Source organism: Micromonospora sp. NPDC049374, assembly GCF_040677165.1.
Taxonomy (GTDB): domain Bacteria; phylum Actinomycetota; class Actinomycetes; order Mycobacteriales; family Micromonosporaceae; genus Micromonospora.
Map to the genome: position 1 here is coordinate 84,941 of NZ_JBFAQH010000003.1, position 18,504 is coordinate 103,444.

At 72.5% G+C, this 18,504-nt stretch carries 17 protein-coding genes; 3 read left to right on the forward strand and 14 right to left on the reverse strand.

Going from position 1 to position 18,504, the window contains the following annotated elements; genetic code table 11:
* Positions 1–67 precede the first annotated feature (67 nt).
* Positions 68–616, forward strand: a complete 549-nt coding sequence (locus tag AB0J93_RS06335; RefSeq protein WP_363918734.1) for a DUF2243 domain-containing protein — start codon at positions 68–70, stop codon at positions 614–616.
* Positions 613–1,431, forward strand: coding sequence for a cytochrome c oxidase assembly protein (locus tag AB0J93_RS06340; protein WP_363918736.1), 819 nt, complete (start codon positions 613–615; stop codon positions 1,429–1,431). The genes AB0J93_RS06335 and AB0J93_RS06340 overlap by 4 nt, the downstream gene beginning before the upstream one ends.
* Positions 1,432–1,479: 48 nt before the next feature.
* Here the strand turns inward: AB0J93_RS06340 and AB0J93_RS06345 are convergent, their stop codons facing one another.
* The 13 genes from AB0J93_RS06345 to AB0J93_RS06405 all read right to left on the reverse strand — a co-directional run bounded on the left by AB0J93_RS06345 (position 1,480) and on the right by AB0J93_RS06405 (position 16,597).
* A complete protein-coding gene (locus AB0J93_RS06345) occupies positions 1,480–1,995 on the reverse strand; it encodes a shikimate kinase (protein ID WP_363918738.1) in 516 nt (171 codons plus the stop codon).
* Complete coding sequence (gene aroC / locus AB0J93_RS06350) at positions 1,992–3,170, reverse strand: chorismate synthase (RefSeq protein WP_363919432.1); 1,179 nt, start codon at positions 3,168–3,170, stop codon at positions 1,992–1,994. The genes AB0J93_RS06345 and aroC overlap by 4 nt, the downstream gene beginning before the upstream one ends.
* Positions 3,171–3,253: 83 nt before the next feature.
* Positions 3,254–4,174 (reverse strand): glycosyltransferase family A protein, encoded by a 921-nt coding sequence (locus AB0J93_RS06355; RefSeq protein WP_363918740.1) that lies wholly within the window; start codon positions 4,172–4,174, stop codon positions 3,254–3,256.
* Positions 4,171–4,788: a glycosyltransferase gene (locus tag AB0J93_RS06360; protein ID WP_363919434.1), complete on the reverse strand. Its 618-nt coding sequence runs from the start codon at positions 4,786–4,788 to the stop codon at positions 4,171–4,173. The genes AB0J93_RS06355 and AB0J93_RS06360 overlap by 4 nt, the downstream gene beginning before the upstream one ends.
* A gap of 77 nt (positions 4,789–4,865) precedes the next feature.
* Positions 4,866–5,348 carry a UDP-N-acetylglucosamine--LPS N-acetylglucosamine transferase gene (locus AB0J93_RS06365; RefSeq protein WP_363918742.1) on the reverse strand — a complete coding sequence of 161 codons (483 nt, stop codon included), beginning with the start codon at positions 5,346–5,348 and terminating at the stop codon, positions 4,866–4,868.
* Positions 5,349–5,380: 32 nt separating this feature from the next.
* Complete coding sequence (locus AB0J93_RS06370; protein ID WP_363918744.1) at positions 5,381–6,631, reverse strand: hypothetical protein; 1,251 nt, start codon at positions 6,629–6,631, stop codon at positions 5,381–5,383.
* Complete coding sequence (locus AB0J93_RS06375; protein WP_363918746.1) at positions 6,628–7,530, reverse strand: sulfotransferase domain-containing protein; 903 nt, start codon at positions 7,528–7,530, stop codon at positions 6,628–6,630. Before AB0J93_RS06375 ends, AB0J93_RS06370 begins: the two co-directional genes overlap by 4 nt.
* Before the next feature lie 7 nt (positions 7,531–7,537).
* A complete protein-coding gene (locus AB0J93_RS06380) occupies positions 7,538–9,139 on the reverse strand; it encodes a lipopolysaccharide biosynthesis protein (protein WP_363918748.1) in 1,602 nt (533 codons plus the stop codon).
* A complete protein-coding gene (locus AB0J93_RS06385; RefSeq protein WP_363919436.1) occupies positions 9,136–10,368 on the reverse strand; it encodes an O-antigen ligase family protein in 1,233 nt (410 codons plus the stop codon). Before AB0J93_RS06385 ends, AB0J93_RS06380 begins: the two co-directional genes overlap by 4 nt.
* A gap of 114 nt (positions 10,369–10,482) precedes the next feature.
* Positions 10,483–12,087, reverse strand: coding sequence for a lipopolysaccharide biosynthesis protein (locus AB0J93_RS06390; protein ID WP_363918750.1), 1,605 nt, complete (start codon positions 12,085–12,087; stop codon positions 10,483–10,485).
* On the reverse strand, positions 12,080–12,622 hold the full coding sequence (locus tag AB0J93_RS06395; RefSeq protein WP_363918752.1) for an acyltransferase: 543 nt from the start codon (positions 12,620–12,622) through the stop codon (positions 12,080–12,082). Before AB0J93_RS06395 ends, AB0J93_RS06390 begins: the two co-directional genes overlap by 8 nt.
* 92 nt (positions 12,623–12,714) lie before the next feature.
* Positions 12,715–14,670 (reverse strand): hypothetical protein, encoded by a 1,956-nt coding sequence (locus tag AB0J93_RS06400; RefSeq protein ID WP_363919438.1) that lies wholly within the window; start codon positions 14,668–14,670, stop codon positions 12,715–12,717.
* A 214-nt stretch (positions 14,671–14,884) separates the two neighbouring features.
* Complete coding sequence (locus AB0J93_RS06405) at positions 14,885–16,597, reverse strand: glycosyl hydrolase (protein WP_363918754.1); 1,713 nt, start codon at positions 16,595–16,597, stop codon at positions 14,885–14,887.
* A 637-nt stretch (positions 16,598–17,234) separates the two neighbouring features.
* On the opposite strand from AB0J93_RS06405, the gene AB0J93_RS06410 reads away from it, so the two are divergent.
* Positions 17,235–17,480 (forward strand): hypothetical protein, encoded by a 246-nt coding sequence (locus tag AB0J93_RS06410; protein WP_363918756.1) that lies wholly within the window; start codon positions 17,235–17,237, stop codon positions 17,478–17,480.
* A gap of 130 nt (positions 17,481–17,610) precedes the next feature.
* Here the strand turns inward: AB0J93_RS06410 and AB0J93_RS06415 are convergent, their stop codons facing one another.
* Complete coding sequence (locus tag AB0J93_RS06415) at positions 17,611–18,447, reverse strand: shikimate dehydrogenase (RefSeq protein ID WP_363918758.1); 837 nt, start codon at positions 18,445–18,447, stop codon at positions 17,611–17,613.
* Positions 18,448–18,504: the final 57 nt, after the last annotated feature.

Here is an 18,504-nt window from a genome sequence, read left to right on the forward strand (position 1 = left end):
GAACAACGTTTAACGCTCCGCGTAACGGGCACGGGCAGCCGGGAGCCACAGGCGAGAGGGAGTCCACATGAACGGGCGGATGATCGACGGTGCCGACATCCGGCTGCCCGCCACCATCCTCGGCTTCGGCCTCGGCGCCTTCGTCGACGGCATCCTGCTGCACCAGGTCTTCCAGTGGCACCACATGCTGAGCAGCACCGGCAGTGACAACATCGGGGTACGCGAGTACCCGGTGGACACCGTCGCGGGGCTGGAGATGAACACCGTCTGGGACGGCCTGTTCCACGTGGTGACCTGGGTGGCCGTGCTGACCGGGCTCGCGATGCTCTACTCACGGGTGACCCGCTCCCGGGGCCGACTGTGGCGCTCGCCCATGCTGTGGGGCTGGGCGTTGATCGGATGGGGTCTGTTCAACCTGATCGAAGGCATCGTCGACCACCACATCCTGGGCATCCACCACGTCCGCGCCGGCGAGCACCAACTCTGGTGGGACCTCGGCTTCCTCGCGTTGGGCGTGGTGCTGATCGTCGTCGGCTGGCTCGTGCAGCGCCGCGCCACCGCCGTGGACGCCGGTGCCGACGAACGGCGGACGCCGACCCGGGGCCGACCGGGGTGAGTCCCCCGCTGGTCGTCAGTCCGGTCCTGATCTCGACCCACGGGACCGAGCACGCCACCACAGTCGGTCCGGCACTGCTCTTACCGCTGCTGGCCGGCTGGCTCTACCTGGCCGCCGCGCTGCGGCAACGGGCCCCCGACCGGGCCGGCTGGAGTCACTGGCGTACGACGGCCTTCGCCGTCGGGTGCGCCCTGCTCGCCATCGCCCTGCTCATTCCGGCGGACGGCTTCGCCGCGCACATGTGGCAGCATCTGCTGCTCGGCATGCTGGCGCCGCTGGGGCTGGTGCTCGGCGCCCCCGGCATCCTGGCCCTGCGCTGCGTCGACCGGCGGACCGGGCGGGCGGCCCTGCGGATCTTGGGTTCTCCGGCGTTGCGACCGTTGACCCACCCGGTCATCGGACTGCTGCTCACCGCCGGCGGGCTGTGGGTGCTCTACCTCACCCCGCTGTACCGGGCCACCCTCACCGACCCCGCACTGCACGGCCTGGTCAACCTGCACTTCCTGCTCAGCGGGTTGCTGTTCACCTGGTCGATCGCCGGCCCGGATCCCTACCCGCACCGGGCCCGGGTACCGGTCCGGCTGGTGGTGCTCGGCGCGGCCGTGGTGGCGCACGCCAGCCTCGCCCAGCTGATGTACGCGGGTCTGCTGGTCGACGTGCCGGCGACCCCGGAGCAACTGCGCGTCGGCGCGACGGTGATGTACTACGGCGGCGATCTCGCCGAGATCCTGCTCGCCCTCGCCCTGCTGGCCACCTGGCGCCCCCGACCGCGACGTCGCCGAACGGTCGGCACCGCGGTCACCGTCGGCTCCTGATCCGGGCCGGGCTCGCGCCGCCACCCTGCCTCGCCCGGGAACCCGGCGCTACGGCTTCAGCAGGGCGACGATCTCCGCGACGATCTCCTCAGGGGTGCGCCCGTCGGTGACCACGGTGGCGGTGGCGACCTCGGCGTACAGCGGTCGGCGCTGGTCCATCAGGTGTTTGAGGGTGGCCCGGGGGTTGATCGCCAGCAGCGGCCGGCCGACGCCGAGACCCACCCGCTTGACCGCGTCCGGCAGCTCGACGGAGAGGTGCACCACCCGGTGACCGACAAGCGCGGCCCGGTTCTCCTCGGCCAGCACCGCGCCCCCGCCGAGGGCGAGCACCCCGGAGCAGGAGGCCAGCGCCGCGGCCAGCGCCGCCCGCTCGAGGGTACGGAAGTGCGCCTCCCCCTCGTCGACGAAGATCTCCGGGATCGGCTTGCCCGCCAGGCGCTCGATGTCGGCGTCGGTGTCCCGGAACTCGACGCCGAGCGCGTCCGCCAGGCCCTGCCCGACGGTGGTCTTGCCCGAGCCGGGCGCGCCGACCAGCACGCAGACCGGCCGGGTCGGACCGGTCACCGGATCACCAGCGCGTCGAGGTAACCGGCCAGGTTGCGGCGCATCTCGGCGACCGAGTCACCGCCGAACTTCTCCACCGCCGCCTCCGCCAGCACCAGCGCCACCATCGCCTCGGCGACCACGGCGGCGGCCGGCACCGCGCAGACGTCGGAGCGCTGGTTGATGGCGGTGGCCGGCTCACCGGTGGTGACGTCCACCGTGGCCAGCGCACGGTTCAACGAGGAGATCGGCTTCATCGCCGCCTTCACCCGCAGCGGCTCACCTGTGGTGATGCCGCCCTCCAGGCCGCCGGCCCGGTCGGTGACCCGGCGTACGCCGGTGACGGTGGGCATGATCTCGTCGTGCGCCTCGGAGCCCCGGGACCGGGCCTGCTGCCAGCCGTCGCCGATCTCCACACCCTTGATCGCCTGGATCGACATCAGCGCCGTGGCCAGCCGGGCGTCGAGCTTGCGGTCCCACTGCACGTGGCTGCCCAGACCGGGCGGTACGCCGTACGCCAGCACCTCGACCACGCCGCCGAGGGTGTCGGCGGCCTTCTTCGCGGCGTCGACCTCGGCGACCATCCGGGCGCTGGCCTCCGGGTCGAGGCAGCGCAGCGGGTCGGCGTCGATGCGCTCGGCGTCCTCCGGGCGGGGCCGCAGCCCCGGTTTGACGGCGACCGGGCCCAGCTCCACCACGTGCGAGACGATCTCGATGCCGAGGGCCTGCTGCACCAGCGCCTTGGCCACCGTACCGACGGCGACCCGGGCGGCGGTCTCCCGCGCGCTGGCCCGCTCCAGGATCGGCCGGGCGTCGGTGTGGCCGTACTTCTGCATGCCGGCCAGGTCGGCGTGGCCGGGCCGGGGCCGGGTCAGCGGCGCGTTGCGGGCCTGCCGGGCCAGCTCGTCGGGGTCGACCGGGTCGGCGGCCATCACGGTGCGCCACTTGGGCCACTCGGAGTTGCCGACCCGGATGGCGACCGGGCTGCCCAGCGTGACGCCGTGCCGCAGGCCGCCGATGATCTCGATCTCGTCCTGCTCGAAGGCCATCCGGGCACCCCGGCCGTAGCCGAGTCGGCGGCGGGCCAGGTCTCCGGCGATGTCGGTGGAGGTCACCTCGACACCGGCCGGCACCCCCTCCAGCAACGCGACGAGAGCGGGTCCGTGTGATTCCCCTGCGGTCAACCAGCGCAACACAGCCATGAGTCTGTCACGCCCGGTGTCCGCCACCCCGCGCCGCCCGCCGCGTCCCGCCCTGCGGACGCGGCGGGGCGGGCGGGTCAGATGCCTCGGCCGCGCCGGTGCAGGGTACGCAGCACCGTGTCGGCGCGGACCACCCGCCCGGCGACCGCCAGGGCCAGGTAGGCGCGGGGTTCCCGCGGGTTGCGCCGGATGGTCCGCCGGGCCCAGCGCACCGCGCCCCGGGAGTCTCCCGACGCGGCGTGGGCGAAGGCGATCTGCCCGGTGACCCGGGCCTGCCCCGCCGGTTGGCTGGCGAACTCGGGATAGCGGTCCAGCAGCCACTGCAGCGCCTCGGAGATGGTGTCCCACCGCTGGGCGAAGTACGACCGCTTGTGCCATCGCACCTCCACGTACGGGGTGCGCAGGTTGACCAGCGGTGCGCTGCGGGCGGCCCGGAGCAGGAACTCGTAGTCCTCGGCGTAGCTGCCCGGGATCTCCTCGTCGACGAGACCGAACCCGTCCCGCAACGCCGCCGCCCGGATCACGAAGGTCGACGGGTGCAACTCGGTCATCCGGTCGCGCAGCAGCTCGGCCAGGCTGATCGAGTCGCGGTCCAGCACCCGCTCAACGGTGTGCCCGTCGTAGCTGACCCGGATGCCGCAGCTGACGAACTCGGCACCGGGCACCCTGGCCAGCGCCTCGGTCTGGGCGCGCAGCTTGCCGGGCAGCCACTCGTCGTCGTCGTCGCAGAAGGCGACCAGCTCACCGGTGGCGGCCAGGGTGCCCGTGTTGCGGGCGCCGGCCAGGCCCGGCGTGCGTGCGTTGGTGATCACCCGCACCGGCCGGTCCGGGGCGGACAGGTCCGCCAGCGTGGGGTCCGGTTCGGACTGGTCGTACACGACGACCACCTCGACCGGCCCCGGGTAGTCCTGGGCGACGATGGCCCGTACCGCGGCCCGCAGCAGCTCCGGTCGGTTGCGGGTGGGCACCACAGCGCTCACGCTCGGGTACGAGGTCACGGCTTCCGCCTTCCGTTCGGGCCGGGTCCGCGCCACGGCCGCCACCAGGGTCGGTGGTGCCGCTGCGCGGCGGCGGCCACCAGGTCCTCGACGATCACTCCCACCCGCCGCACCGCGGCACGCCGCCCGTCGGCCGCACCGGCGTCCACCGCGACGGTGAACCGTGAGTGGTCGGCGAGACCAGCGGCCAGCGTGTCCCGCAGCTCCTGCTGGGACTCGCAGAGCGCCACCAGGCCGGCCGCGCCGAGCCGGCGGGCGAACAGCAACTGATGGTCGTCGACATGCTCGCCACGGGCCGGGTCGCGGGGCACCACGATCGGCAGATGCCCGTGCCGGCGGGCCTCCAGGATGGTGGCCGGTCCACCGTGACAGACGACCAGGTCGGCCCGGGCCATCGCCGCCTGCAACTCGGCGTGGCCAAGGAACGGCACCGCCTCGGGCAGGTCGTCGGCCCGGGTGTGGCCGTGCTGCACGGTCAGCCGAACCTCCCCGGCAACCTCGTCGTGCCACTGGCGCAGCCAGTCGACCAGCCGGTCGAACGGATGCTTGTCGGTGCCGACGGCAACCAGCACCTGTGGCCTGCCGTCGGTGCGCGGTTCGCGGGGCTCCGGCACGCGTACCGTCGGCTCCTCGGGGGCCGGGCGGGGCCGCACCGGCGTGGCCCGCTGCCCGTCGCCGGGCGCGTCGCCGCTCACAGCAGCGTCCCCACGACGGTGGCCTCCGGGTACTGGCGGCGCTGCTCCTCCCACTGCACGAGCATCGCCGACAGGAACGGGCGGCACAGCCGGGCGGTAAGCGTCGGTGTGTCGATCCGGTCGTAGACCTCGATGTAGACGGTCGGGATGCGGCGCAGCCGGGCGAACACGACGAACGGCACCGCCACGCCCGCGCCGGTGGTGACCACCGCGGCGACCCGCCGCCGACGCAGCACCTGGACGGCCAGCCACGTGTTGCGCAGCAGGTTGCCCAGGTGACGGGTGGTGGGATGGTACGCCGGAACGACGTCCTCCCCGGCCAGCAGCGACAGCGCCTCCGGCGTGTCGAAGGTGACCCAGCATCGTCGCCAGGTCTCGTACCAGGGCCGCAGGGCGAGCAACTGTGCCAGGTGCCCTCCGCTCGACCCGACCAGCAGCAGCACCGGCTGCTGGTCCGCTCCATTGTTTGTGTTGTCCACGCGACTCCCCACAAGTCCGCTTGACGTGTCGGTCAGCTGTGTCGGTTCTGAATGGTGTCCAGCAGGGCGGGATGCAGCGCCGGGTTCCAGCCGGCACCGGCGTCCGCCAGCCGCCAGGTCCGCAGCCACATCTCCACCAGGTAGGCATCGGCCACCAGCCGCTGCCGGGCCCGGTCCAGCCCCAGCGCGTCGCCATGCCGGACCAGCCAGGTGTCGACCTGCCGGGCCGCCTCGGCGGCCGGTTCACCCCGCACCACGAGCGCGCGCTGGAACGCGTCGTGGGCCAGGTCGAAGCCGACGGGTACGTCCGGCCCGCTGTGCTCCCAGTCCCAGGCGATGAGTTCCCCCTCGTGCCGGCCGAGGTTCCACGGCACCCAGTCGCCGTGCCAGTGGCCGAACTCGACGGTGACGTCACCGTGCCGGCGGGCCAGGTCGGCGACCGCCGCCGACGCACGGTCGCCGACGGTGTCGGCGGCGCGCCGCGCCTGTGTGGTAAGCCGGTCCAGGAACGGTGAGCCGGCCAGTGGCCGGGCCGACGCCGGTGGGCCACCCCGCCGGGCCACCGCGAGCAGCGCCGCCAGGTCGGGCGGCGTGTCGACGGACACCCCACGGATCCGCGCCGGCAGCGGCTCGACCACCGCCACCGCCTGCCCGGCCCAGGCGAACTCGGTGAGCAGGCGGGTGGTGCCGGGATGTCCGGCCGTCCCGGCCAGCCCGGCGACCTCCCGTAGCGCGGCGGCCTCGGCGGTGACAAGCGCGCGCGTCGCATCGTTCCAGCCGATCTTCGCGTACCCGCGCGGCTCACCTCGGCCGTCGAACAGTTGCAGCGTCGGCTTGTGGTTCGGATCCGGTGGGCGTACCCCGCAGGCCGCGTGTACCGGCGCGCCGAGTTCGGCACCGATCCGCGCGGCGAGCAGCACCTCCGCCGGGTCGAGTCCGGCCGGCAGCGCCACGGTCAGCACCGGAAAGGGGGCGCGGTCCACCGCACCGGCCCGAGCCGCCACGCCGAGCACCGCCCGCGCCGCCCGCAGCTTCGCCGGACGCAGGGCGTTGTACGACAGCAACGCCGCCGCCGCGACCCGGGGGCAGCCCAACGGCAGCAGGAAACGGGCCCGGGCTACCGACGGCACCACCGCGTACCGGGCCACGACGGTGTGTCCGGTCGGCGGCTCGGCGTCCACGGTCACCGCGACCCGGGCGTCGGAGAAGACCGCCCGGGTGACCCAGCCCAGCCCGTCGTCGCGGCTACGGGGGTCGCCCGTGGTGGTGGCCGAGGCGGTCACGCGACCCGGTCCGGCCAGTCGAGCCGCAACCCCAGCCGCTGCCGCAACTCCTCGTTGTGCGGGCGGTAGTACGCGGTCAGTTCGGCGCGCAGCGCCGGTTCCAGCGGCGCGGACCGCCGGTCGTTGTAGACCTTGAAGTTCGGCAGGTCGAACGGGGGCAGGCCGAGGAAGTCCAGGGTGCGTCGGTAGGTCGCCCGCGCGTCGCGGTACAGCTCCTCGCTGGGCAGGAAGAGGATCTGACTGCGGTCGAAGCGCTCCAGCCACGGTTGCAGGTGTTCCAGGTACCGGCCCCGCGCCCGGTAGGTGTACCAGTCGTAGGGCTCGCTGAAGTAGTTCGGTTCGGCGATCAACCGTTCCCGCTCCCCTGCCGTGCGCTCCGCCTCGGCGGCCAGCGCGGCGGCGAAGTCGAGCGGCTCCACGCCGTTGGTCCGCCGCTCCTTCCAGTGCGAGTAGGCCCGCTCCACCGGGTCGCGCAGCAGCACGATCAGCCGCACCGAAGGCATCAGCGCGGACACCCGCTCGGCGGCCAGCGGGTGGAACATGTACAGCGGGGCGGCCTCGCCGACGCGGACCGGACCGCCGTGGCGGTTCTCCAGCGTCTCCCGCTGCCGCAGGGTCGGGAAGTGCGAGCGGTACCACGCCTCGCCGCGGTTCCAGTGCTCCTCGAAGTAGTGCGAGGACTTCGTGTTCCAGGCGGGGAAGAGCCGGGGCACCAGCGGATGCTGGATCAGGTAGTTCCACAGCGAGGTGGTGCCGCCGCGCTTGGTGCCGATGATGAGGAAGTCCGGCAACGGCCGGCGGTCGCTGGTGCGTACCCCGTAGTCGACGAGGCTTTCCCGTACCCGGTTCGTCACCTGGGTCGGCACCAACTGCTTCACCCGGTCGCGAATGGACGACACGACGAACTCACCTGCCCTTCGACGTCCGTGGCGGGTCGCCGACCGGCGACCCGCCACGGATCTGCACCATGGTCACCCGGATGCCGCGTCGCACCCGGGGCAACGTCAACAAGCCGACGCAGACGGTGGCGAGCGTGGCCACCGCGAGCGCCAGTCCGGCGATGCCTCTGCCGGCCACCGCCAGGCCGGCCACCGCCGCCAGCCCGACTCCCGCCACGGTGACCGCCGCCGCGGCCAGCATCCGGGCGTCCACCAGGGGTTGGCGCACCACCAGCCGGGCGAAGGTGGCCGCGCAGAGGTTCTCCGTCACGATGCCGGCGGCCCAGGCCGTCGCCGCGCCGGTCGCCCCGTGGGCGGGAATCAGCGCCAGCCCACCGCCGACGGTGACCAGCAGCCCGGCCAGCGCCGCGGCCAGGTGCAGGCCGCTGCGCCCGCCCATCAGCAGCAGGCTCTGCACGTTGCCGACCCCGGTGTTGACAAGCATCGCCACGGCGAGCACCGTCATCGCGGCGGCGCCGGTGGTGAACTCCGGGCCGAACAGCGCCAGGAACGCCGGTGCGAAGACGGCGAGCAGCAGGTACACCGGCCAGGAGAGCACCAGCCCCCAGCCGGTCAGCTGCCGGTGCACCGCCGCGGCGGCGGCCCGCTCACCCCGGCCGAGCAGCCGCGACAGTTGCGGGGCGACGGCCACCCGCAGCCCCTGCATGGCGAGTTGACCGGCGAGGACGTAGCGGCCGACGGCACCGAAGACACCGGCGTCGGCCGGGCCGGCCAGGGCCGAGGTGAGCAGCACGCCGATCCACATGCTGCCCGCGTCGATCGCCGCCGAGGCGGCGCGGGGCAGCGCGAACCGCCAGAACGTGGACCAGTCGCCGGACTGCGGGCGCAGCCGGGCGCCCGCGCCGATTCCGAGCGGCCCGGCCACCAGGATCAGGCACACCAGCAGCGCCACGGCGGCGGGCACCAGCCACCCGGTCATCCCCGCCAGCAGCCCGCCACCGGCGAGCACCGCCGCGCCGACCAGCAGCGGACGGGCGATCGGCAGCAGCAGGAACTGCACCGAGACGTAGGACCGCATCGGACGTACGCAGCGCACGACGGCCAGCAGCAGGTTCATCGCGACCACCACGGGGACCGCCGCGAAGGTCACCACCAGCAGCGGCCCGCCCGCCGGCCCCAGCAGGCGGCCGGCGAGCGGCCCGGCGACCAGCGCGCCACCCACCGCGACCAGCACGGCGACCAGCAACGGTGGGGCCAGGGCGACCGGCAGCACCCGGGCACCGTCGCCGGCCCGTCGGCGGGGCAGCGCCCAGATCAGGCCGGTCTCCGCGCCGAGGGTGCAGATCGCGGCGGCGACGGTCACCACGCCGATCGCGGCGAAGAACGCGCCCGCTCCGGTGGTGCCGTAACCGCGGGTGATGACCACCGCGAGCACGAAGCCGAACAGACCGCTTGTCGCCGCGCCGAGCAGCCCGGCCACACCGCTGCGGGTGCTGCGCCGGGTCTCGGCCGCGCCGTCCACCGCCGCCGTGCCGGCCGCCGCGGGGGCGAGGGTGCTCGGCGTACGCCCGGGGCCCTCTCCCGTCGGTGGGCTGGTGGTCGCCGTCATGCCCGCATCACCGCCGTCCGCAGCGACATCCCGCCCGGGGTACGGCGTTCCCGTTCGGAGAGCGCGAGCGCGAAGGCCACCGCGAAGAAGGCCACCGCGAGATTCTGGTTGGCCATCCCGTAGAACGGCACCTGCACCAGGCAGATCACCGGGACGACGGAGAGCCACTGCCCGGCCGCCGAGGTGGCCCGGGCGCAGATCAGCGCGGCGGCGACGAACCAGGCCAGGAAGCACAGCAGAGCCGGTACGCCGTGGCTGAACAACACCATCCACAACTGCCCCTGGGTGCCGATCGGCGCGTCGGCGGAGACGGTGTCCACCTCCATCGGTGCGCCGTAGCCCAGCCAGGGCGAGTCACCCACCCGGCGCAGCACCTCGGCGTAGAGCGAGAGCCGGTCGGTGTTGGTGTCGCTGGATTCGACCCGATTGCCGATCATGTCGGCGACCGGGATGAACAGGCTGGCGATACCGCCGAGCACCACCATCCCGCCGATGGAGGCGGCCACCCGGGTGTTGCCGCGCAGCGCCGCCCGCACCCCGAGCACGGCCAGGCCGACGCCGAGGCTGAGGAACATCGCCCGGTTGAGCGTGAGGAACGCCGGGACCAGTGACACCGGCAACGACGCCAGCAACGCCCAGCGCAGCAGGCCGCGCCGGCGCAGCATGGTGTACGCGACCACGCAGGGCAACGTCATCGCGTACGCGCTGCCGTAGTTGTTTGTGTACGCGTACGGGGCCGCCGGCCGGTAGATCGGGTTGAGCGACCGGGCGCTGTACTCCGCGGTGGTCAGGTGGACCATGTCGCTGATGAACGGCACCCCGGACACGCCGGGCGGCAGCAGCGCCTCGACCGGGGTGGTCAGTTCCAGGCGCGGCACCAGCACGCCGAGCCACCCCAGGGCGACCAGTCCGAACCAGAACGCGCACAGCGGCACCAGCACGGCGGCCTGGTCGGGGCGCTCCCGGGCGACGGTGTAGACGTAGACCGCGACGACAAGCGCGGTGAGGTAGAACGCCAGCCGCAGCACGAAGGTCGGCAGCGAGGTCGGCGACGCCAGCCGGGTCGCGCTGGCCACCGCGAGGACCAGGAACAGCAGCCAGATCCCCGTGGCAGGCGGCAGCGGCACCCGGCCCCGGGTGGCCAGCAGCGTGAACAGCAGGGCACCCAGCAGCGGCCAGCCGAGGTAGAAGGCGCCGGCCACCCACCAGAGCGGGACCAGCCCGAACATCGCCGCCAACGGCCACAGCGGCAGTCGGGGCGGCACGGCGGGCGGGGGTCGGGTGGCGGCGCTGGCCGGTAGGGGCGGCTCGGTGGTCGCCGGGGCGCGGGTTACCGGCACGCCTCAGCTCCGCCCGCTGCGGCACAGCACGAACCCGAGCGGGTTGACCCCGGCCGCCCGCAGCCGCTCGGCGAGCCGGCGCAGGTCGGCCTGGCGGGTGCGGTCGCGTTCGACCACGACCACGGCGGTGCCCTGCCGGGCCACCGCCACGCCCCGCTCGTCGGCCTCGGCGGGCGGGGCGTTGTAGAGCACGAGACGCTGGTCGGCGCCCTGCCGCCAGGTGCCGAACCGCACGCTGCCGGCGCCCACCACCACCTGCTCGTCGCCGGTGGCCCGTCCGTTCTCGCTACGGCTGGCGGTCTTGGCGACGCGGGGCAGGGTGAGCGTGGCCTCCGGGTCGGTCGAGGGTCGGGCGCCGACCGGATGCGGGGAGGGACGTCGGGTGATGACCTCGGTCGGACCGTCGTCGGTGTCCGTGGCGGCGGTGCGGGGCTTGGGCACGGCGGGCCGGGTCGGGTCGATGGCGGCCGGCAACCGGCCCCGGTCGGTGAGCACCGTGGCCCGCAGCCGGTCGATCCGGCCGCTGTCGTCGGCGACGAACACCTCCCGCCCGGCCACGGCGAGGGCGACCGCGAGCCCGGCGGTGATCGCGGTGGCGTCCTCCCGGGCGGTCAGCACGGCGACCCGGGCGGGTTGGCGTACCCGCTCGGCCACGGCCATCGCGACGTAGCGGATGTCGGCGTCGACCGCCCGGCCGCGCAGCCGGGCGCGGCGGACGGTGCCGAGCAGCGGCAGGCCGGTACTGTCCCGCGCATCGGCCACGCTGCGGATGCGCCGGTCCGCCGACTCCCACAGGAAGGCGAGCACCAGCCCGATCACGGTCCCACCGAGCAGTCCACCGGCGAGCAGCATCGACGAGCTGCCGGCGGTGGTGGCCAACGCCTGCTCGGCGCTGCGGGTGACCCAGCCCGGGTTCACGTCGACCGCGGCGATCTCCGTACGGGCGGAGCTGAGCTGGGTGAGCTGGTTGTTGATGCCGCCGAGCTCGGCGACGGCGGCTTCGGCGGCGGCGGCGTCCCGGGCGTTGTTGATCCTGCGCTGCACGGTGTTGCGCTGGGCGATGATCTTCTCGATGCTCTCGTCGTACGAGTTGAGCATCTCCTCGCGCTGCTTCTCGTACATCCCGCGCCGGATGTCGAGGTAGCTCTGCGCGGCCAGGTTGGCGCCGGCCACGGCCCGTTCGGCGTCGCCGGCCTGGTAGGTGAAGCGCAGGATCTGGCCACCGGCGGGCACCTCGACCTCAAGGGCGTCGCGTACCGTGCGCTGGTCCGAATCGAACCTCGCGGCGAGCTTCCCGACGACCTCGGTGCCGGTGGCGATCCCGCTCTCCACGTTCATGTTCACCGCCCGGTCGGCGGCGGCGCCACTGGGCGTGAAGGCATCGGTGACCACCGGCCGGACCGCCACCACCGCACTCGCCGTCACCGTGGTCGGTGCCAGCAGCACGTAGCCGACCGCGGCGAGCAGTCCACCGAGGGCCACCGCCGCGACCAGCCGGATCCGGTGCAGCGGCACCCGCACCATGTCGGTGATGGTGACGCTGCGGGACGAGGAGGTGGCGGCGGCTGGGCCGTCGCCGGTCCAGGCGCTGGGCGCGGCATCAGTCATGGAACTTCTTCGCTATCTGTTGTGGATTGCCGATCACCACGACCCCGGGCGGGACGTCGGTGCGGACCACCGTCGCCGCACCCACGACGCTGTCCCGGCCGATCCGCACACCCTTCATGACCAGCGCGTGTGCGCCGATCCAGACGTTGTCCTCGACGGTGATCGGCGCTCGGGTGGCCGCTGTGGGCGGGTCGTGGCGGCGATCGGGGGCCAGGTTGTGGAAGTCGTTGTCGAGCAACTCGCAGTCCGACAGCAGGCAGCGGTCGCCGATGGTCACCGAGGTCCAGGTGCCTATCCAGGTCGCGTTGAGCAGACAGTCGGCGCCGACGCGTACCTCACCGGGCCCGGCGAAACGGACCAGCTTGTTCAACCGGGTGTGCGCACCGATGCTGACCCGTACGCCGCGACGCAGCCGGATCCGGCCCCGGATCTCCACCCCCGCGCCCAGCCGCAGGCGCGGGTAGCGCAGCCGGTACCAGCCACGCTTGACCGCGAAGACGGTACGTACGACGAGTCCATGCCGGATGCCGGACAACGAGCCTCCCCACCTTTCTCGGGTCGGCGCGGGTTGCCCCGCGCCGACCCGAGGTGAACAAACTACCGAGGATTCGTTACGAACGGTGAACGCTAGGGAGCCGAAAAGAACATCGACGCGGTCGACCAGGTCAGCTCCGGCGTCGCTTCCGCGATGAGCGTCGACGCGGTGCCGTCGACCGCGGCGGTCGGCGGCAGAGTCGGGTCGAACGGCACACTGCGCAGTGAGCCGTTGGTCGCCCCGTAGACGATCTTCCCGTCCACCCAGGCCATGCCGCGTACCGCCGACCAGGTCACACCCGTGGTGGGCAGGACGAACTCGGTGGCACCCAGGTAGTTGCCGTCGATCTCGAAGTAGCGGTAGTAGAGGTTGTTGGCACCGCTGCGGGTGTAGTACAGCCGGCCGTCGAGATAGAACGCCCCGGTCAGCAGGGCCGGGTTGTACCAGTCGTTGTAGCCGGATGCCTCCCACGACCCGCCGATCGTGTTGCCGTTGAACAGCGAGACGTCGATCCGGCTGCCGGTCGGTGTGCCGGAGACCACATGGGACCAGTAGATCCGGTCGTCGACCAGCCAGGTCGCGCCGGCGTCCGTGTAGTTCGGCTGGCTGACCACGGTGGCGTTGGCGGCGTCGAGGGTGGTGCCGTCGAACGGCACCTTCGCCACCTCACCGGGGCCGACGTTCAGGTGGAGGTGACCGCTGCTCCCCGTGGGCGGGTTCTTCGGGATGATCGTGCGCCCACCGCTGATCGGGAACACGCCGAGCCGGCCGTGGTACTCGTTGCCCATGCCATCGGAGTTGTGTCCGAAGTAGAGCCCGGCGTTGCCCCGCCACAGCACCGGCACCGACGATCCCCAGGAGCTGGCGCCGGAGGGCAGGTCGGAGCCGCCGCTGCGGCGCGGGTTCCAGTTCACCGGCATGCCGGTGGCCGGAGTGACCGCGCCGATGCCCAGCCGGTCGATGGCGCCGTTGCCGGCCCGGTCGCTGGCGTTCGGGTTGTTCAGCCAGCGGAAGTGCCCGCCGAGGTAGATGATGTTGTCGGCCACCTCGACCGAGGTGATGGTGTCGTTGCCGGTGAAGTTGACCCAGGTGGCGACCTGGTTGGGCCCCCGGTGGGCGGTCTCGAAGCGGACCAGGGCGTCGCAGTACGCGTTCGGCCAGCCCGAACCGCCGTTGGTGCCGGCGACGAACCAGGTCCCGTCGGCACCGAAGCGAACGTCCTGCACGTAGTGCACGAACGTCGTCGGGTTGGCGCACGGCGGCACGAACCGCTCGGTGCTCCAGTCGATGACGCTCGGCGTGCCCGTGAGGTCGATCAGTGCCATCTGGTTACGCGGCAGCTCGTTGACGTAGAGGAAGTTGCCGCCAACGACGAGGGTGCCGCCGTCCGGGGAGACGTCGATGGTCCAGGCGTACATGCTGGTGCCGTGCCGGCCGACGCTGGTGTTGATGTCGAAGGTCGAATCGATCTCTCCGGTCGTCGCGTCCAACCGGCCGAGCCCGGAGTGCGCGGTGCCGTTGAGCCAGTTGAAGGCCCCGGCCACGTAGAGCCAGTTGCCGTGCAGCACCAGGTCACGCACGGTGCCGCCGTCGGACCGACCGGCCCAGCTGTCGATGATCATGCCGGTGGACGGTTCGAGTGCCACCAGGTTCTTGCGGGACACGCCGTTGACGTTCTTGAAGGCCCCGCCGACGATCAGCGTGCCACCGGGGCCGGCGATGAGCGAGTTGACCGCACCGTCGAGCACCGGCAGGAAAGCCGTCGAGATCGTCCCGGTGGCCCGGTCGTACGCGAAGAGATAGCTGCGGGCGATCCAGGCCGAACTGGCCGTCTGGCGGATCTGCGTGAAACTGCCCCCGACATAGACCGTGTCACCGATCTCGGCGAAGGCGCGAGCCTCACCGTTGCGGGCGTGCGGGGTCTGGTCGGCCGGATCGGTCGAGACCAGGGTGGCCGGCTCGGGTGCTGGTACCACGGCCGCGGCTGCCGCGGTAGGCACGGTCAGTACGGCCGCGACGGTCACCAACGCGACGGCCGCGGCCCGCAATCGAGGCCGACGGGTGGAACGCCACGACAAGGAGTATCTGGGCACGCTGCGCCTCCAGAGTGGACGAGAATGCACGTAGCGTGCCCGCTCCACGCTGGAGGGCGGCATCCGCCGATTGGGCGGACGGTGGATCAGGAAGCGGACAACCTCGACGACGGTCGGATTTCCGACAATCGTTGCGGCGGCCCGCTTCCGCGGCTCAGCTCACCTCGGTTCAGCGGCTCCCTCCCGTCGGCTGCCGCAGGTAGCTGTCCCGTCCTGCGGCGGCGAATCCGGCCACCGCCGCCGCATCCTGATTCATCATCATGTTGCAGGTGTTCGTGGTCTTCGTCATGCCCGCCGAGTTGAAGTAGATCGCCGCCTTGATCTTCGGGTGGGCCTTCAGCGCCGCCGGGAATTCCTCGAACCAGCGCCGCTTCGCGTTCGGATCGGCGGCGTTCATGTTGGTGCCGAACTCGGCCAGCATCCGGGGCTTGCCCGCACCGATGCCGTTCTCGTCGAGCCAGCGGTAGAAGGAGCCGATCGTGGTGCTGGGGCTCTTCCAGACCGTGCTGCCGTTGCAGACGTGGAAGTTGTACGGGTCCCAGGCCACCCAGTCGACGTAGCGGTCACCGGGATAGAGCCCGGCGTACCGGTCGTAGTGGCCCGACCAGCCCATCATCGTCCACACCCAGACGGCGTTGTCGGCCTTGGCGTCGGCGAACCGGTCGTGCACGTACCGCCAGGCCCGGACGAAGTCCGCGTCGCTACCCTTGGCCGGCTCGTCCTCCGGCTCGTGGTCGAACCCGATGAAGACCGGCTGGCCGATCGCCCGGATCCGCCCGGCGACCGCGTCGATTGTGGCGTCGTACCGTCCGCTGTAGACGTCCTTCCAGGTCAGCACGGTCCCCGAGGAGAAGACGCGGCTCTCCCAGGCGAAGAACATGAGCCGCCCGTCGCGCATCTGCTGCTGCTGGAACTCGTCGGGGAAGGCGCCGTTGCTGCCGGTGTTCGAGAAGTCGTGGTAACGGTGGACGATGTCGAACTTCCGCCCGACCTGCTTCTCCACGTCGCTGACCGCCTTGCCGTGATCCCATCCGGCGGCAGCACTCGTCGGCGAGTACATCCCCCACCAGGCGCCACAGCCGGGGACCAGCTTCGCCGAGACGGTTCCGCACTTGCCCGAATCCGGCGGCGGCGGTGAGGTGGGGCTGGGCCGGGCGGGCGACGGGCTCACGCTGGGCGAGGCGGTCGGCGAGGCCGGGGGGCGGCTGGCGGTGGCCGTCGGCGTCGGCGTCGGCACGACGCTGGGCGAGGCCGACGGCGGCCGGGCACCCACGCCGTCATAGCTGATCGAAAGGCGGGGACGCAGATCGGCGTTGCGGTTCTCGCCGGAAGCCCAGTAGATGCGGCTGTCCAACCCGGCCTGCGCCAGCGACAGGGTCCAGATGCCGTTACCGTTCACCAGGCCCGAGACGTCCCACTCGTTGAATCCCTTGGCGACGCCGCTGACCGTGTCCAGCGCCGTGCCCAGCGCCGTCGGCATCGGACGGGCCGCGCGGGCGTCGAGCCGGGACTCGTGCGCGCTCACCGCCGCGTCGAACTTCTGCCAGGCGTGTACCCGCAGCGTGGCCCGTACGTTCACCGCGTTCGCCGGCAGCGTGGTGACCAGGAACGTCAGCACCGCCTCGCGGGCGCCGCGCGGGTTGCCGTCGCAGGGTGCGGGGCAGGTCGCAAGCGTCGTCTTGACGCTGTTGTCGCCGTCCTGCGGCACCGCCGTGGCGGTCGTGTCGGCCACCACCGCAATCGACAGGTCATCGTTGGCGAGCAGCGGCACCATGGTCGCGCCCAGCCCCAGCACCACAGTGGTGCCGATGACGCCGAGCACCACGGCCTTACGCCGGGGGCCGCGATGCGGGATCATGCGGTGCAGTCCGCGACTGGTCACGGATACTCCTCGTGTCTTCGACGATAACGCTGAGCAGCGTATCCGCGTACACAACGGAGCGTGCGGATGACGGCAGGACCTAAGCGCGTCTTAAAACTTCCCTAAGACACCCCTACGCCCACACCGCCCCACCCCGCCCCCCGCCACCCCCGCCGACCCCGTTGATCATGAGGTTAGCGGCAAAGTTGATCTCCGTATCCGCCGCTAACCTCATGATCAACGGGGCGGTTGGTGGGGTGGGTGGGTGGGTGGGTGGGTGGGTAGATTCCCGCTTCCTCGGGCACCATTCGCCAGCCCCGCCCGGTTGTCCTCACGACGTGCGTGAACACGGTGCGCACGTATCGACGGCGGTGCCGTCCTCACCAGACTGTCACACAGCGAAGCGGCTCCTATCCAGATAGGGACGGGGTGGTTTCCGCAACTCGGTCGCCCGTGAACTTCCCCGTTTCCGGGCGGCCCCGTCCCCCGTCGAATGGAGGCCGATGTGCCCAGCCGTGTTTCCTGGTATCAGTGCCCGGCGACAGTGCTGCCGCAGCACTCGTCACCACCGCCGCATTCGCCGCTGCCACCGCCCCATCGCGGCGCACATCTGCCGCAGGGTCGCCCCGGCCCGCAAATGCCGCACAATCGACACGGCATGCACCTGCCGCACGGTCGGCACGAGACGCACCTTCCGCAGCGTCGGCGGGGCACGCAACTGCCGGAGTGGATGCGGGAGCCGGCCCGGCCGTTGCCGATGCCGCGTCCGGGGCGTCCCGGCTGGCTCGCCCCAGGGGCAGCAGTGGCGGCCCAACGGGGGCCGGTGGTGACCGCCGGCGGCTCGGGTGCGATCACCAGCCTCTTCACCCGCTTCATAGCCTGGACCCGCCGCCGGCCCGCCTAGCAACCCCGCCGCCATCACACGAGATCTTGGACAGTTCCCGTTCTTCGCTAACGGATTTTGTCCAAGATCTCGGCGAACAGTCCCCGGCGAGCCAGGCTGGCGGTGAGGTGCGGAGTCGGGCGACGGAGGATCAGGTGCCGGACCGGGCGGCGGTGAGGGCGGCGGTCATTGCCGGGCGGGGGGCGGGTGTGCCGGTGAACTGCTCGAACTGGCCGATCGCCTGGGCCAGCAGCAGGTCGAGGCCGGAGACGATCCGGCAGCCAGCGGCTTCGGCGGCAGCCGCCAACGGGGTCGGCCACGGATCGTAGATAGCGTCGAAGACCACCGTGGCCGCCTGCCAGGGCACCCTGCCGGCCAGCTCGTCGGCGGCCCCCTTCGGCACGGTGGAGATCAGCACATCGACCCCGGCCAGCCCCGACGCCTCGGACCACGCAGACGCCGGCGGCCATGGCGCGCTGGTCATCGCCACGCCGAGGGCTGCGGCGACCGGTTCCAGTTCGGCGATCGCCGCCGGGCGGCGGGCGAGCACGGTCACTCCGGCCGCGCGCAGCCGGGCCGCCGCCGCGAGGGCCGCCCGCGCGGTACCGCCCGCACCGAGCACGGTGACGGTGGCACCGGGGCGTACGCCCGCCTCGGTCAGCACCTCGACCATGCCGCTGACGTCGGTGTTGTCGGCGTACCAGGAGCCGTCCGGGCGGCGTACCAACGTGTTGGCCGCACCCACGGCGGCGGCGACCGGCGAGACCTCGGCGGCCACCGCGAGCGCCGCCTCCTTGCCCGGCATGGTCACCGACAGCCCGGCCCACTCCGGGCCCAGGCCGGCGACCAGGGCCGGCAGCTCCGCCGCCGCGCACTCGATCCGGGTGTACGACCACCCGGTCAACCCGGCGGCGGCGTAACCCGCATTGTGGATCACCGGGGAGAGCGAATGGGCGATCGGCTTGCCCAGCACCGCGGCCCGATGCACCGCCGCCCCATCTGCCGCCGCCCCGGGTGCCGAAGCCGCAGGTGCTGACGCCGCGCT